Genomic DNA, 13,521 nt, shown 5'->3' with positions numbered 1-13,521 from the left:
GGCCCTTGTCTCAGTGCCCATCTCCGGGCTCCCGCTCTCACGGCCCGTACCGGTTATAGGCTTGGTGGGCCGTTACCCCACCAACTACCTGATCGGCCGCAGCCCTATCCTCAGGCGGTGCCGGAAGCACGGTTCCAGCACCCTTTCGGTGAGGGACCATTCCAGGCCTCCTCACCTATCGGGAATTAGCCCCAGTTTCCCGGGGTTATTCCCGTCCTGAGGGTAAGTTAGCTACGTGTTACGGAGCCGTCCGCCGCGCCCTCCCCGTCGGCTGGAGGGCGCCGACTCGCATGGCTTAGTCCCACCCCGATAGCGGTGGGGTCCGGCAGGATCAACCGGAGTTGGGGAGCCGTCGCATTGGTGAGTGGCGGGGGGTTGTGCTGGGCCCGCCTTGGACCTTAGCGTTTTAGGGCTAAGGTCTGCATTAATTGTGTCCGCAACTGGAGGTCAATGCTTCACTGGGAGGCTGAAGCGCCTCCATTATCTGCATTGACGCCGCCGTCGCGGACCTCGATATATAGTTCATTAATTCGTGCATAAATACTTTTTGGCTTTATTAATAAAACTTATCAGTTGATGAAGTTAATATTTTAGTGTTATTTAGTCTAGTGTTTGAGATGGTGATTATGAGCCTTCCCAACAAAGTTCGCGGTGTTTTAGAGCCGTTCATTGAGGATTTGAAGTCGCGTGAAACTATTTCCGGTATAGGGTTGTTTGGCAGCTGGGGCCGTGGGAACGCTGTTCCAAGTAGCGATATAGATCTTTTGATCGTTGAGGATAGGGATTTTGATTATGAGCGGGTTGAAAGGATAGAGGTGGATAACTGCCTCGTAGACTTAGTGTATATACCGAAACGCTGGATAACTTACAGTATTCCAGCGGAGATAGATCAGAAGCTCTACGAGCTGCAGGTTCTGTTTGATAGGGATGGTTCGCTGAGAAGAGCTAGGGATCTTATGGCTAAAGTTTACTGGAGGCCTGAAAGGGTTGAGATTAGAACTGAGTCTTATCTCATTGAAGCCGACGCATATCTGAGTCGAGCGAGATTAGCCTTCCATAAGGGCGATCAACAAAGCGCCAAGGTCAACTCTACTAGAAGTTTCCGGGCCCTAATGAAGATTCTGCTTGAAGTTGGGAGAAAACTCGCGTCGAATAGCTCCTTCACTAGGAGCCTTGAAGGCGCGTCTGAAAGTTTGGGTATGCGTCCTCTCTACGAGAACTATGTCAGCCTAGCGGGTTTCGTTGAACTTGACAAGGCTAGTGTGAAAAACATGCTCAGCGCGCTATCATTGTCTTGGAGGGGTATGATAAATTTTGTCAGGGAGAATTCATCGCTTCTGAAGGAAATTTATCCAAAAATCAGCGTAAAGGTCAACTATTATGGGCGGGAAGAGTTCCTTAAAGGTTTAATGGTTAGGGCGAGCAGCCTCATGGATGAGGCTACGCTGATTGAGGCAGCCCACTACATTTACCACACGTTGGCTGACGCGCTTGAAAACTACGTCTACTTCACGTGCATCGTTGAGGGCGTAAAATTCGACTATGCAACAATCATGAAGTGCCTAGGAGAATCCAGAAAATCGCCTGCAGAAGTATTTCAAGGAGCCACGGACGTTCTAAGGGTCAAAAATGTTTCAAGCCAAGACGCTGAAAAGGCCCTTAAATCTGTTAGCGAGGCCGCTGCGAATATAAGGCAGAGGAGGAAGGATTTAATAGCGCGCTTCATAGGCTAATATGGGCTAAGCTGCAGGGGCCGCCAAAAAGGAAATAAACTTGTAGAATCCTTAAAATATATTGCGTGAAGCGAGCGAATAAGCCCGGTGGTGTAGCGGTCAAGCATAGTGGGCTCTGGACCCACCGACGGGAGTTCGAATCTCCCCCGGGCTACCAAAACATGTTGTTCTTTTTCTTGAAAAGAGCCAGAAATAAGCCCTATTTCTGAACTTCGAACTCGAAGGTTAAGATTAAAGTTGTTTTTGTTTATGATTTGTAAAGCGCCTTCAAACATGCTTCTTTTGAGTTTATGTCCATTTTTTATCGTTGCGCTCAGTTTTTAGATCCTGAAGGCAGTAGGATTCTCGTTCTTTCTACGAGGCATCCTAACGGGCTTGGGGAGCGATATACTAACGGATATTACATGAAGGTATTTATAAATCATTGAAAAGCGAGACAAAATTATGTATCCTTTAAGATAAAATTATTGACATGGAAACAATTATAAAAATCGTAGAGTGCTTTTCTTTGTCTCAATGACGATCTTGTTGTTTTCTTTCAATATTGTGGCGGCTTTTGGCTCTCAGGATTCAGGGACAGGCAGCTATTATGAAGGGAAAACCTATACCGGGAGCTACTTAAGGGTTGGGGTTAATGACTACGGTGCTTTAGGTATTTATGATGCTGATTTAGATGAAGACGTTAGTTTCCAATACCCGATAGGCTATAGTTATGAGTCTCTGGCTGTGGGCCGGTGGGGTGACGGCTGGTCAGTCTTCTACGGCGATAGTAGTGCTGGATTCAGCCCCACTGATGATGCTTGGGGAACAATTTGGGGGCTACCCCAACAGTAACATGGACGGCAACACCATACGGCTACCTCCACACAATTAAAATATCCACAAACGACAGCGCCCTGCTACTGGAGTTTAGGGTGGAAATCTTCAATGATAAGAAGTATATTAAGATTGAAACCTACATAACAAACACTGGTACGGAGACTATAACAGACCTCGAATATAAGCGTAAAGTGGACTGGGACGTCTGGCCTCGGCTCATCGGCGCCTTATCCAATTATTGGGGTATGGATGATATAAGACCAAATCTTTTTAAGTCTCTGAAGTGTAAGGCTAAATGTGTTTCCTGCTTGGTGGTTGAGATTGGGTCTTATCCACCTCTATACTGGTGATGGTGAGGGCAAGTCTATTACGGCTTTTGGTTTAGCGTTAAGGGCTGTTGGGCACGGCTATAAAGTAGTTATAGTTCAGTTCATGAAGGGTAGGAAAGATATCGGCGAGTATAAGGTTAAAGATAGGCTTGCACCCAACTATGAGATCCACCAGTTTGGGCGGAAAGAGTTTATAGATCTGAAAAACCCTAGCCCAGTTGACTATCTGCTCGCGCAGAGAGCCCTTAAATTTGCGAGGAGGGCTTTAAAGAAGAAACCCCACCTCCTAATACTTGATGAAATAAACCTAGCGGTCTCAGTAGGGCTTATCAGCCTCCATGACGTCCTAGAGATACTAAACAATGTGCCGGAGCCGACAACCGTCATTTTAACTGGGAGAAACGCTCCAAAAGAGCTTATCGAACGCGCCGATCTAGTTACTGAGATGCGCGAGATAAAACACCCATGGCGGAGAGGGGTTCAAGCCAGAAGGGGTATAGAATACTAAGCCTAAGCCTTAATCTTAGGCTCGGCCCTCTCAGCCTCTTTAGCGGTCTTCTGTGCTGAACCCGTGATTCTTTCCCTCTCGCAGTAAACAATGTATAGGAATACTAGTGCGAAGGCGATGAGTATCAGTACCCGGAGAAGAATGTTGAGTGCGTCAAAGTATTGCCCAACGCTCATCTCGGATCAACCCTAAATTCTTTTTCAGCCCCAAGTATTTAATTGTTACTTTTCCACTCGTTCATCAGAAGGTCGTACATGTCATCGGTCTCCTCAATCTCATCGTACTGGCCTAAGGCCTCAGCGATCTTCTGCCCGATCAGGTGGTAGCATAAATAAGCTTTTCGGCCCATAACATGATAATAGAAGTCGTCGCAGGAACAGAACATTACATCAGGCATAACGAGATAATCTCTCTCCCTGCCGACAACTATCCAGACAACCCTGCCGCTCGGCTTAAAAACATATTTTTTAACCATGCCGTCTTTGACGGCTTTCCACGCCCTCCGGAAACGTGGGCCGAAAAGCGTGAGCAGCGCAGCTAAATGTTCATCAGTAAGCTTTCCTGACGCTCTGACATCTTCGCAGATCTTTTTGAAAGCATCGACCTCGGAATTTTCTTCTTTCATGGTTTTCAAGAAGAAATTAGCGTTTTCGCAGTAAATATATTTCGCTAAAGTTTCAGTTAAATCCCGATAAAATAGTGGAGTGTTGAAGCCCGAGTAAGGCTAAGGGAAGAGGACAACTGATAGTCTGGCGGTGAATTTACCCCTCATGTCTGCAATGGTTCATCACGCCTTCAGCCCGTCCATCGATAATCATTGGGGCAATTTAAACTATGGTTACTCGCAGATAAATTCTTTTAGGCTGAACCAGCCTAGGCATGCGAGGGGAAGAAATAGAAATATAACTTGAGGCTATAGTAATTGTAGGCGTACATGCTTCATAGGTGATCCTTGTGGGAGAGTTTCTATCCTTAAGCTCGGAGGAAGAATTAAAGGATGAAATATGTAAAACTATGAGGAGGCTCTTTAATAGGGGTTTAATCTCGGCTTTAGGCGGCAACATAAGCGCCCGCCTCCCCGGATCTAACGAGTTCTGGATAACGCCCAGCGGGGTCTTTAAGGGCGAGCTTGAACCCGACGATCTGGTTAAGGTGGATTTAAGCGGCAGAGTGATAGAAGGTTTTCTTAGGCCGTCGATAGAGACGCCGTTTCACGCCAAAATATATGAGAAAAGAGCCGATGTGAACGCGGTGGTGCACAGCCACAACCCTATCACAACAGGGCTGGCTCTAGCTGGGATAGAGATTCAGCCTGTAACCATTGAAGCTGCCGTTGTTTTAAGGAGGGTTAAAATTGCTCCGTGGGCTTTTCCGGGAACTGAAGCCCTAGCTAGAATAGTTGGCGAACATATTGAGGGCACAAGAGCCCTAGTGCTAATGAACCATGGGGTTATAGGCGTCGGAAGCAACCTGCTTGAGGCTGAGACTATAGTTGAAACCCTCGAAGAGGTTGCAACCGCGCAGTTCGTCGCATTGCTGTTCAGAAAGGATATTCCACGCATTCCTGAAGAGGACATGGAGCTAATAAAGAGGTTATATGGGGTTTAGAGGTGTTTCTCGTGTACGGTTACATGGGCAAAATCTTAAGAGTTGATTTATCCTCAAACAAAGTTTACGAGGAGGAAATCAGTGAGGAGATTGCCAGAAAATTTATCGGCGGCGTCGGCTTAGCGGCCAAAATAATATACGACGAGGTTAAGCCGGAGACGCCAGCGTACAGCCCGGAAAACAAGATCGTTTTCATGACAGGCCCCCTCACCGGGACACTGATCCCCTGCACAGGCAGATATGTTGTGTGCTCGAAGTCGCCTTTAACCGACGCGTGGGGTGAAGCCCATGCAAGCGGCTTTTGGGCCCGTGAGCTCAAGAGGGCTGGTTTCGATGGCATAGTGGTTGAGGGGAAATCTGGGCGCCCAGTCTACCTAGTTATTGATGATGAAGATGTTAGGTTAGAGCATGCTGAGAGCATTTGGGGTTTGGGTTGCCTCGACACGGAAGAAGTCTTGAAAAAGGATCTCGGAGGGGACTTTAGAGTCGCGTGCATTGGGCCGGCTGGCGAGAGGCTTGTCAGGTTTGCCGCCATCATAAGCGATGAGGGTAGGGCTGCTGGGAGATGCGGTTTGGGCGCAGTTATGGGCTCAAAAATGCTTAAGGCTATAGCTGTTAGAGGCTCGAAAGAGGTTCCTGTAAAGGATCCTGAGCGGATACGAAGTGTGCTTAAAAGAATATATCCGCAGATAATGTCTTCTCCGGTAACCCAGATCTATGCCTCATACGGTACAAGCGGCGAATTACTTTCTTTCCACGAGTACGGGGATGTCCCAATAAAAAACTTCGCTTTAGGCGACTGGGAGGGCATTGAAAGAATATCGGGCGAAATCTATAATAAAACCATGGTTAAGGCTAAGAAAGCCTGCTGGAACTGCCCCATAGCTTGCTGGAGACACGTAGAGGTAGGCGAAGGACCATACGCTGGATTAATGCTTAAGAGGGGGCCGGAGTATGAGACCTTAGCGGCGTTTGGCGCGCTCCTATTGAACGATAGGCTGGATGTTATAGTTAAAGCGAACCTTTTATGCAATCAGTATGGTTTAGACACAATTTCAACTGGCGTATGCATAGCCTTCGCCATAGAATGCTATGAGAGGGGCATAATTGATAGGCATGAGACTGGAACGGATTTAAGATGGGGCGACCCTGAAACAATACTAGCCCTCATAGAGGAGATAGGCGAGAGAAAGGGCTTCGGAAACCTGCTCGCTGAGGGCGTGAAAAGGGCTTCAGAGAAGATTGGCGGGGGAAGCGAGAGGTTCGCTATGCATGTTAAGGGTCTTGAGATGCCGATGCATGATCCAAGAGCATTTAAGGGTATGGGTTTACAGTACGCTGTGTCCAATAGGGGCGCATGCCATTTGCAGGGCTTAGTTTTACGGATAGAGCAGGGAGAACGCGTGACCGATCTAAAAATTTATGAGCGGCTTAACAGGTTTGAGACTAAAGGGAAGGGGAAGGTTTTAGCGATAATACAGAACTGGCATGAAGTCCTAGAATCGCTGATAATATGTAAGTTTCTCGGTATAGCGCCGGGCCACATACCCGGATTATATACGCTTGTGACTGGCATGCCTACGTCGCTTGAGAGCCTACTTGAGGCGGGGGAGCGAATATATACCCTTAAGAGGATGTTTAACGTTAGGTGCGGTGTAACCCGCAAAGATGACACGCTGCCACATCGAGTAATGTATGAGGGGTTAAAGGAAGGCGGTTCTCTGGGAAACACCATAAGCCCAGACGATCTCAAAGCGATGTTAGACGAATACTACGCGGCTAGGGGATGGGACGAGAACGGGATACCGAAGAACGAGACATTGAGGAAACTTGGATTAATTAAATAATAGCGTAGGCAGTTTTCCAGACACACGTATTTTCAAGAATTTATGTCTTTCCCTAGCTTACTTAGTTTTTAACTATATCGCTCTTATGCTTTACTTGAAATAACGACGCTAATAAGACTTAAATACTAACCTCGATAAATTCTTATCAATCCATACAGGATGTGCGTGGGATGCCCAGCCAATTTCCCGTTCGCGGAGAGCAAGCATAAAAAAGACGATAATATATCGCTTGGTCGTAGATCCCGTCGCCCTACTCATAACATATGTTTTGACAGGTGAACTCTCGGGGTCAATAATCGCCGTGCTTTTAATAGAGGCTTTCTCAACAGTTTTCTACTATGTTTTAGATAGACTAATGTAGCCTAAAATCCAGAATGAAAACAATATTCCCACCCCTATTTTTTATTGAATCTGGTGACCTGAAACTCGCCCATTAGACGCGTGCTTCTTCTATTCAGGATATACTTTAGCCTGAAAAATCCTCGTTTTCTCAGAAAACCTTACTTGGATAGCTTAGGGAAATCCACGTATCTTCGGGAGGAGTTAAATGATAATTATATGTACAGGTTAATAAGAATCGGCTAATTTTAACATAATAAACATATGAGAGCGAGCGATTGAGTGGAGGGGGCTAGAGTTGATGAAAGTTTCGGTTACGGCGCCGGCAGATATTACGGAGGATTATCTCCGCTGGCTTTCCGCAATAGGCGTCGATTATGTTGACCTTGGCTTATTTGAATCTTTGCCGGGAGCAAGGGAGCAAGGCTATCCGGATCTAGATAGGCTCCTTAAAATGAGAAGAAGACTGCGCGAGTTTGGTTTAGATATAAACCGCGTAACTCTACCCAGCGTAGGCAAATTTATGCTGGGCGAACCCGGCGGCGAAAGGGAGGTTGAAAACGCTGAGAAAACCCTAAAAATCTTAGGTGAGGCTAGAATCCCGATAGCCCGGCCAGCTTTCGCCCCATCCTCTATCTCTTGGCCTGAAGCTCACGCTGAACCCCAATGGGATGGTTTGGCTAAGCGTCATAGGGGCGGATACACTATGCGACGGGTTGACATAAGGCTGATGATGAAGCAGTTTAAAGAGAGGCCGGATGCCGCTCCTGAAGGCTTCCCAAGCATGCTGAGCTTATCCGACGAGTTCTGGTTGCGCTTTAAAGAATACTATAAGAGGATTGTTGAGGTCGCTGAAGACTACGATGTAAAGATAGCTATGCATCCCTCAGACGCCCCTCTACCGGACACCCCGTTCAACGGTTTAGGCCTCCATAGAATAATCGACTTCTTTCCCAGCAAAAACGTCGGCCTCATATATTGTGTCGGCACAAGATATGAGGCTGGCGGAACGCAGCTCGTATTGGACGAGATAAATTACTTTGGCAGAAAGGGCAAAATCTTCCTAGTGCACTTCAGAAACGTTAGGGGGAGCCTAGCGACAGCCGGATCCTTTGAGGAAGTTCTATTAGATGATGGAGACATGAATATGTTTCAGATTCTCCTAGCGCTGCATAAAGTAGGCTACAATGGTTGCTTAAATCCTGATCACGTACCCTATTGGGACGGGGACACCCCAGATCATAGGCAGGCTTGGTCGTACTCGGTTGGATATATTAAGGCGCTTTTAGCGGCGTTAGCGGCGCTACCATAAACGATGTTTCAAGCGGATAAGCAAAGACGAATAAAGCCTTAATACTCTCCGGCTACACTTGATTAGAAGGTGGCTAGATATGAAGAAGGTCTTTATCGATGAAATGACGCGTGAAGAGTTTAGGGAGATGGTGAGAAACGTTAAAGTCGCTGTGATTCCGACTGGAAGCACCGAGCAGCATGGCCCGCATCTACCCCTTAAAACGGATACAGCGAACGTGACCTATATCGTTAGGAAGGCGGCAGAAATCCTATATCCTCAAGTTATCGTGACGCCTCCAGTTACAGTTGGCTTCTCGCCTCATCACCTAGGTTATCCGGGAAGCCTGACGCTGCGATACGAGACATTTATAGGCATCATATTTGACTTATGTGAAAGCCTAAAACGCCACGGCATAAGTAGAGTGGCGATAATTAACGGGCATGGAGGAAACGAGCCTCCAGGATACTTGGCGGCTAGAAGGGTGCGGGACGAGCTTAATCTAAAAGTCATCTTCGTATCTTACTGGAATCTAATTCCTAGGGATTTAACGAATTCTCTAATCGAGTCTGGAAACGTTCCAGGCCATGCAGGAGAGTTCGAAACCTCCCTCGCCCTAGCGATCTATCCAGAATTAATTTCAGGCGCGTTACCTGGAGCCGCCAAAATATCTCGGAGCATCCAAGGGCTTATCTCCAATACTAATGAAGTTTTAATGGACGGGTATTCAGATAACCCCTCCTTGGCTTCGGCTGAAAAAGGTAAAAAGATTATAGAGGGCGCGATAAACGGTTTAGCATCATTGCTTCGCGACTTCATTGAGAAGGATGAATAGTCAGCGTCAAAACTTGATCGTGGCTACACGCTAGTTTAACGGCTTCGTAAATCTACAGGCGGCGCTCTTAATGTTTCTTAACCCATACCCGTTTTATTGATTAAAAACAACCGTTAAGCCCGCATCTCTCCCCTCTAGAGAATCTAGAAAAATAATGATCATGCTCCCTTCTTCCTAGGAGAAAGAATTAATTCATGCATCTACAGCTTATTCTGTTGAGGAGGAAAATCCCTTGAGAAGAATACTACTTATCTTAGCGATTCTCATCCTCTCATCGGCTTTAATAGCGCCTGTTCTCGGCGCCCCGAAGATTAGGCTGCTTCACCGCTACACTTGGGATGCCGACCTAATAAACACTAATGTCGCCCATAAGGAAGGCTATACTGGTAAGGGCGTCTACATAGCTTGATGTGCTGGCTCCTGGCAGTTGGGTTAGGGGGCTTATCCGGGCTTTCCGGGCTATAATCATCTGCCTTGGTGGGCTCCTGGAAGGGGCTGGATTAGGGCTCCGCCAAGCTTAGTTAACTTCTATTATCTTGGTGGGACGAGCATGGCGACACCTCACGTCTCAGCGGTCATAGCCCTAATGCTACAGAAGAATCCTAATTTAGCACAAGAAGAAGTTGAGGGTATTTTAAAGTCAACGGCCCTGTCTATTCCGCCGGGCTCCATGACCGTGTATGATTATGGCCCAGATGGATGGGGCTGGTATACCTACGAGTGGGATGAGACTGCTACTGGCGCCGGACTAATACAAGCCGATAAAGCGGTTGAAAGTATTCCATAGCTATGAGTTTATGAAAAAGTTTTCTTTCCCATATATTTTTATTCGTCTAAGAGGCTGACAAAACAGCGAACTAAGTACTTCTTTACGTAGTAATAGTTTCCGTGGTTGTTGCTACGTTAGTGTACTTTTTGGCGGCATTTATGAGTTTCTTGTCGTCGGTTACTAGGGTTAACTTGTTTCGTTTTGCGATATGGATGTAGGATGCATCGTAAATGGTTATCCCTTCTTTCATGGCTATTTCTAATACCTCTTTTTCGGAGCCTTTCACGGTATATAAATTTAATACGTTAAAAATATTAGATAACAGTTCAATTAATCTGTAGGCTATATCCACCCGTATTTTCTTAAGTATATAGCTCTTTTTCCAAACTGCATTAATAGATTCGTAGACGGCAAGATCTGTAGTGCATCCCCTTGCGAAAGCTTTTATATTTCCCCTTTTCACGAGATTCAGTATAGCGCTCGCATCGTAAAGATACAGAGCTACCTACCTTCCCTATCTTCCCGTATCAGCTCAACTATTTCTTCGTCAGGTATCTGGGATAGTTCTTTAGATAACTCTCTAGATAACTCCTCCAGTTCCTCAAGTACCCGTCTCTTAACCTCCTCTTCAAGAGCCCTCCTAATAATAGAACCGGACTTTATATTATATCTGTCTAGAAGCTCCTTTAACCTCCTTGGAATCTTAGCAGAGACTGTAACATACTCCACTCAAAGCACCTAGGTAGACCTATATAAAGTTTTCATAAATTTCTTACCTTAACATAAAAAAGATAAGAGGTTAGACCGCAAATAGCATATGATGGCGATGTTCCCACCGCGCTTCTCGTTTGACCCAGATGGAAGAAGCGGAGACACATATGCTCTAAACAAAACTACTGGAGGAGGTTAAGGAGGCTCTTGGCTACAAAAGCCTAAACGACCTTTTAGAAGACTGGACGAAATCAGCCTTCTTAGGTGCAAGGATACAGTATGGTAAGTACCCGGGAAGACTATAACCTTTATAAACTCATAAATCGGCTCATAACAGTCTTAACTGGTGAAGACGGACAAGAAAAAGTTTTCTTGGTGCGGCCGCCGGGATTCGAACCCGGGTTACCGGCGTGGCAGGCCGATGTCCTAGACCAGGCTAGACGACGGCCGCCGTTTTTGCTATTAGTGTTAACTTGGTTTTCCTCTATTAATCTTTTTTGGCTATCGATAAGTGTTAAATATTGCCGGCTTCTTGTTTTATATGGTGATTTGTATTTGGTGGGTTGAGGTATGAGTAAACCTCTCTTTGAGGGGGTTTTTCCAGCGATAATAACGCCGTTCGACCGTGAAGGTAACGTTGACTTCGATGCTTTAAGAGGGGTTGTACGCTTCCATGTTGAGGCGGGTGTCCACGGCTTCTTTGTCTGCGGAACCGTTGGTGAGGGGGCTTTAATGAGCATTGAGCAGAGAAAAGCCGTTGCCGAAACCGTCATTAAGGAGGCTTCGGGTAAAGTTCCGGTCATAGTGCATGTTGGTACAACTAATACGAGTGAAAGTGTGGATTTAGCTAAGCACGCTGAGGGAAGCGGGGCTAAGGCTGTCGGGGCGATAAACCCGTTCTTCTTTAAACCCGACGTTGAAGGATTGATGATGCATTATCAGGAAATTGCCTGCGCTGTGAGGATACCGGTCTTCGTGTATAATATTCCGCAGCTAACTGGTTTTAATATTACGCCCGACATATTCGTAAAACTATGTGCGGTAGAAGGCGTCTCCGGGATAAAAGATTCAAGTGGAAACCTAAGCCAGCTCCAGACAATTATTGAGACGGCTCCCAAACCCATAACTGTCATAAACGGTGCAGACGACGTTTTCCTAGCGGCCCTTCTGGTCGGCGCCAGCGCAGAGATTTCCGGAATAGCTAACGCCGCCCCCGAGCTAATGGTGGAGCTCTACGAATCCTTTAGGGAAGGCAACTATGAGAAAGCCCTCAGCCTTCAGAGGAAAGTGAATGCGCTGAGAAGAGTGCTCTACGGCATCGGCCCATCAAATATTGCGACGATAAAGGTGGCTCTTGAGTTAAGGGGGATAAAAGCGGGGCTGCCGAGGAAACCCTTAAGACCGATGAAGACCGAGGAGGTGGATAGGCTTAAGGAGAAACTAAAGGCTTTAGGCCTATACTGGTAGCCAGCGCCCCAATGGCTCTGAAACAGTTAACAGTCATATTTTTCTGGAATGTTGGATTAAAAGTTAGTGGAGGATCCGAGGTGGCAAACTCGCATGCATGGTTAATGCCGCCGAAGCTCTCTTCCCAAGAGACTATGTGAAACTAATTTTGAGAAGCTAAAGCCTCTTTGAAAAGACCAGGTTAACTGGTTTAATTTAAGTTTTCTGACATTTTTAATCCCATTTCTGCCTAATTTTCACGGCTATCCCTTCTCTAGATCCATAGTCATGGCTCCGGCCTTTAGGTTCTCAGATTCATGGAAGAAGATGGCTAGAAGGTAGAAGAAGATGAACCAGCTGATGAATAGGCTGATGTTTAGGATCAATTCGCTTGTATAAATGGATAGGAATGTGTAGGCGGTCATTATGCCTCCATGTAGTGAAGCCGAAGTATAAATGTCTGAAGTCTCCCTTAGAGCCCCGGCTAAGCATCCGAAGGCGAAGCACCCTAGGATGTGTAGGGGCATCCACCAAGCCGGCTCCCACCTAGATGTAATCGGGTTCCAGTAATTGCCTATGTGCATCAAGGCGAAGATTACGGAGGTTAGAAGTAGACCCACTCCATAATCGACTTTCCAAGCCTTAAAGACGAGCCTCCGCCAGCGCTTCTCAAAGACTTCGTTGAGCTTAGACTGCACATAACCCCTAAAATAAGCCTCCTCAACAAGCCCAACGAAGACCATGTAGAAGACCAAGTTTAGAATTATGCCGAGCGGTGACAGCCCAGCAGGCTTAGCCATGCCCAGAGCCGCCGACATCGCAATTGAGATCACTGTGGGTAGGATAAATGCCGCTATAAATGCTGAGCTCCACTTCAATGTGAAGCGCGGGCTTCTGGGCAGGAAGCCGTAGATCCTAAAGCTCCTCCTGGGTAAGGTGATGGCAAGTAGGGCTATGAGCATCATAAATGCTGGGAAGCCAAAATGCCAGAGCATACTACACTTCAAGTAGGCTAAATAAGTCTCGCGGAGCCACCCAACAAAAGTCAGAAGTAGAGAGACTAGGCAGACCTCAAGTAAAGCCGCATACCGCTTACCTAAGGAGGCCACACTAACTATATCCTACAGTATAAGATAAAAATCTTAGCAACCTTTTAGTCAGATAGCCCTAAAGAGTTCTATTTAAGTTTCCGTGACCAGTCTCATTCTGTTCAATTTTCGTGACCAGTAGCCTTCATGTTTTTCTGTTTATTTTTCGTGACCAGACTTCTAATGGCCTTTTGAGTG

The 13,521-nt window shown here is 46.5% G+C and carries 17 protein-coding genes, 2 tRNA genes and 1 rRNA gene; 13 read left to right on the top strand and 7 right to left on the bottom strand.

The genetic code is table 11. The features are described from left to right. Positions 1-342, bottom strand: a 16S ribosomal RNA gene (locus QXR61_08425); the annotation flags it as partial. A gap of 284 nt (positions 343-626) precedes the next feature. Here QXR61_08425 and QXR61_08420 point away from each other — a divergent pair. From QXR61_08420 to QXR61_08400, 5 genes are all read left to right on the top strand, one after another. Further along, on the top strand, positions 627-1,733 hold the full coding sequence (locus QXR61_08420) for a nucleotidyltransferase domain-containing protein (GenBank protein ID MEM3757968.1): 1,107 nt from the start codon (positions 627-629) through the stop codon (positions 1,731-1,733). Between the two features lie 81 nt (positions 1,734-1,814). Next, positions 1,815-1,890: transfer RNA gene (locus QXR61_08415), tRNA-Gln, on the top strand. A 371-nt stretch (positions 1,891-2,261) separates the two neighbouring features. Continuing rightward, positions 2,262-2,567, top strand: a complete 306-nt coding sequence (locus QXR61_08410) for a hypothetical protein (GenBank protein MEM3757967.1) — start codon at positions 2,262-2,264, stop codon at positions 2,565-2,567. Further along, the gene (locus QXR61_08405; GenBank protein ID MEM3757966.1) at positions 2,546-2,902 is read left to right on the top strand and encodes a hypothetical protein; all 357 of its coding nucleotides are present in this window, start codon (positions 2,546-2,548) and stop codon (positions 2,900-2,902) included. The genes QXR61_08410 and QXR61_08405 overlap by 22 nt, the downstream gene beginning before the upstream one ends. Next, positions 2,874-3,389, top strand: coding sequence for a cob(I)yrinic acid a,c-diamide adenosyltransferase (locus QXR61_08400; GenBank protein ID MEM3757965.1), 516 nt, complete (start codon positions 2,874-2,876; stop codon positions 3,387-3,389). Before QXR61_08405 ends, QXR61_08400 begins: the two co-directional genes overlap by 29 nt. 2 nt (positions 3,390-3,391) lie before the next feature. On the opposite strand, the gene QXR61_08395 is transcribed toward QXR61_08400, so the two are convergent. Both QXR61_08395 and QXR61_08390 read right to left on the bottom strand, forming a co-directional pair. Next, complete coding sequence (locus QXR61_08395) at positions 3,392-3,565, bottom strand: hypothetical protein (GenBank protein MEM3757964.1); 174 nt, start codon at positions 3,563-3,565, stop codon at positions 3,392-3,394. Between the two features lie 38 nt (positions 3,566-3,603). Beyond that, positions 3,604-4,014 (bottom strand): hypothetical protein, encoded by a 411-nt coding sequence (locus tag QXR61_08390; GenBank protein ID MEM3757963.1) that lies wholly within the window; start codon positions 4,012-4,014, stop codon positions 3,604-3,606. Between the two features lie 329 nt (positions 4,015-4,343). Between QXR61_08390 and QXR61_08385 the strand changes: the two genes are divergently transcribed. The 7 genes from QXR61_08385 (at position 4,344) to QXR61_08355 (ending at position 10,096) form a co-directional block, all read left to right on the top strand. Further along, on the top strand, positions 4,344-4,997 hold the full coding sequence (locus tag QXR61_08385) for a class II aldolase/adducin family protein (GenBank protein ID MEM3757962.1): 654 nt from the start codon (positions 4,344-4,346) through the stop codon (positions 4,995-4,997). A 2-nt stretch (positions 4,998-4,999) separates the two neighbouring features. Further along, a complete protein-coding gene (locus tag QXR61_08380; GenBank protein MEM3757961.1) occupies positions 5,000-6,844 on the top strand; it encodes an aldehyde ferredoxin oxidoreductase family protein in 1,845 nt (614 codons plus the stop codon). 148 nt (positions 6,845-6,992) lie between these two features. Further along, positions 6,993-7,205 (top strand): DUF2061 domain-containing protein, encoded by a 213-nt coding sequence (locus QXR61_08375; GenBank protein ID MEM3757960.1) that lies wholly within the window; start codon positions 6,993-6,995, stop codon positions 7,203-7,205. Positions 7,206-7,484: 279 nt separating this feature from the next. After that, positions 7,485-8,495, top strand: a complete 1,011-nt coding sequence (locus QXR61_08370; GenBank protein ID MEM3757959.1) for a mannonate dehydratase — start codon at positions 7,485-7,487, stop codon at positions 8,493-8,495. A 79-nt stretch (positions 8,496-8,574) separates the two neighbouring features. Next, positions 8,575-9,309 carry a creatininase family protein gene (locus QXR61_08365; GenBank protein MEM3757958.1) on the top strand — a complete coding sequence of 245 codons (735 nt, stop codon included), beginning with the start codon at positions 8,575-8,577 and terminating at the stop codon, positions 9,307-9,309. A 232-nt stretch (positions 9,310-9,541) separates the two neighbouring features. Further along, positions 9,542-9,718, top strand: a complete 177-nt coding sequence (locus tag QXR61_08360) for a hypothetical protein (GenBank protein ID MEM3757957.1) — start codon at positions 9,542-9,544, stop codon at positions 9,716-9,718. Positions 9,719-9,778: 60 nt separating this feature from the next. After that, positions 9,779-10,096 (top strand): S8 family serine peptidase, encoded by a 318-nt coding sequence (locus QXR61_08355; GenBank protein ID MEM3757956.1) that lies wholly within the window; start codon positions 9,779-9,781, stop codon positions 10,094-10,096. A gap of 82 nt (positions 10,097-10,178) precedes the next feature. Here the strand turns inward: QXR61_08355 and QXR61_08350 are convergent, their stop codons facing one another. The 3 genes from QXR61_08350 to QXR61_08340 form a co-directional block, all read right to left on the bottom strand. After that, positions 10,179-10,553 carry a type II toxin-antitoxin system VapC family toxin gene (locus QXR61_08350; protein MEM3757955.1) on the bottom strand — a complete coding sequence of 125 codons (375 nt, stop codon included), beginning with the start codon at positions 10,551-10,553 and terminating at the stop codon, positions 10,179-10,181. 26 nt (positions 10,554-10,579) lie between these two features. Further along, positions 10,580-10,807, bottom strand: coding sequence for a hypothetical protein (locus QXR61_08345; protein ID MEM3757954.1), 228 nt, complete (start codon positions 10,805-10,807; stop codon positions 10,580-10,582). A gap of 355 nt (positions 10,808-11,162) precedes the next feature. Continuing rightward, positions 11,163-11,240 (bottom strand) — tRNA-Gly (locus QXR61_08340). A gap of 119 nt (positions 11,241-11,359) precedes the next feature. On the opposite strand from QXR61_08340, the gene dapA reads away from it, so the two are divergent. Beyond that, positions 11,360-12,256, top strand: a complete 897-nt coding sequence (dapA, locus tag QXR61_08335) for a 4-hydroxy-tetrahydrodipicolinate synthase (GenBank protein MEM3757953.1) — start codon at positions 11,360-11,362, stop codon at positions 12,254-12,256. Positions 12,257-12,498: 242 nt separating this feature from the next. Here the strand turns inward: dapA and QXR61_08330 are convergent, their stop codons facing one another. After that, positions 12,499-13,344, bottom strand: coding sequence for a CPBP family intramembrane glutamic endopeptidase (locus QXR61_08330; GenBank protein ID MEM3757952.1), 846 nt, complete (start codon positions 13,342-13,344; stop codon positions 12,499-12,501). Positions 13,345-13,521 lie beyond the last annotated feature (177 nt).

The sequence above is a fragment of the Candidatus Bathyarchaeia archaeon genome, from assembly GCA_038882715.1.
GTDB lineage: Archaea > Thermoproteota > Bathyarchaeia > Bathyarchaeales > DTEX01 > DTEX01.
This window is presented reverse-complemented; position numbering and strand designations above follow the sequence as displayed.

Bases quoted from the DNA above. Each gene is read 5' to 3' on its own strand.
- QXR61_08420 (MEM3757968.1), top strand. From the start codon at position 627: ATGAGCCTTCCCAACAAAGTTCGCGGTGTTTTAGAGCCGTTCATTGAG.
- QXR61_08395 (MEM3757964.1), bottom strand. From the start codon at position 3,565: ATGAGCGTTGGGCAATACTTTGACGCACTCAACATTCTTCTCCGGGTA.
- QXR61_08390 (MEM3757963.1), bottom strand. From the start codon at position 4,014: ATGAAAGAAGAAAATTCCGAGGTCGATGCTTTCAAAAAGATCTGCGAA.
- QXR61_08370 (MEM3757959.1), top strand. From the start codon at position 7,485: ATGAAAGTTTCGGTTACGGCGCCGGCAGATATTACGGAGGATTATCTC.
- QXR61_08365 (MEM3757958.1), top strand. From the start codon at position 8,575: ATGAAGAAGGTCTTTATCGATGAAATGACGCGTGAAGAGTTTAGGGAG.
- dapA (MEM3757953.1), top strand. From the start codon at position 11,360: ATGAGTAAACCTCTCTTTGAGGGGGTTTTTCCAGCGATAATAACGCCG.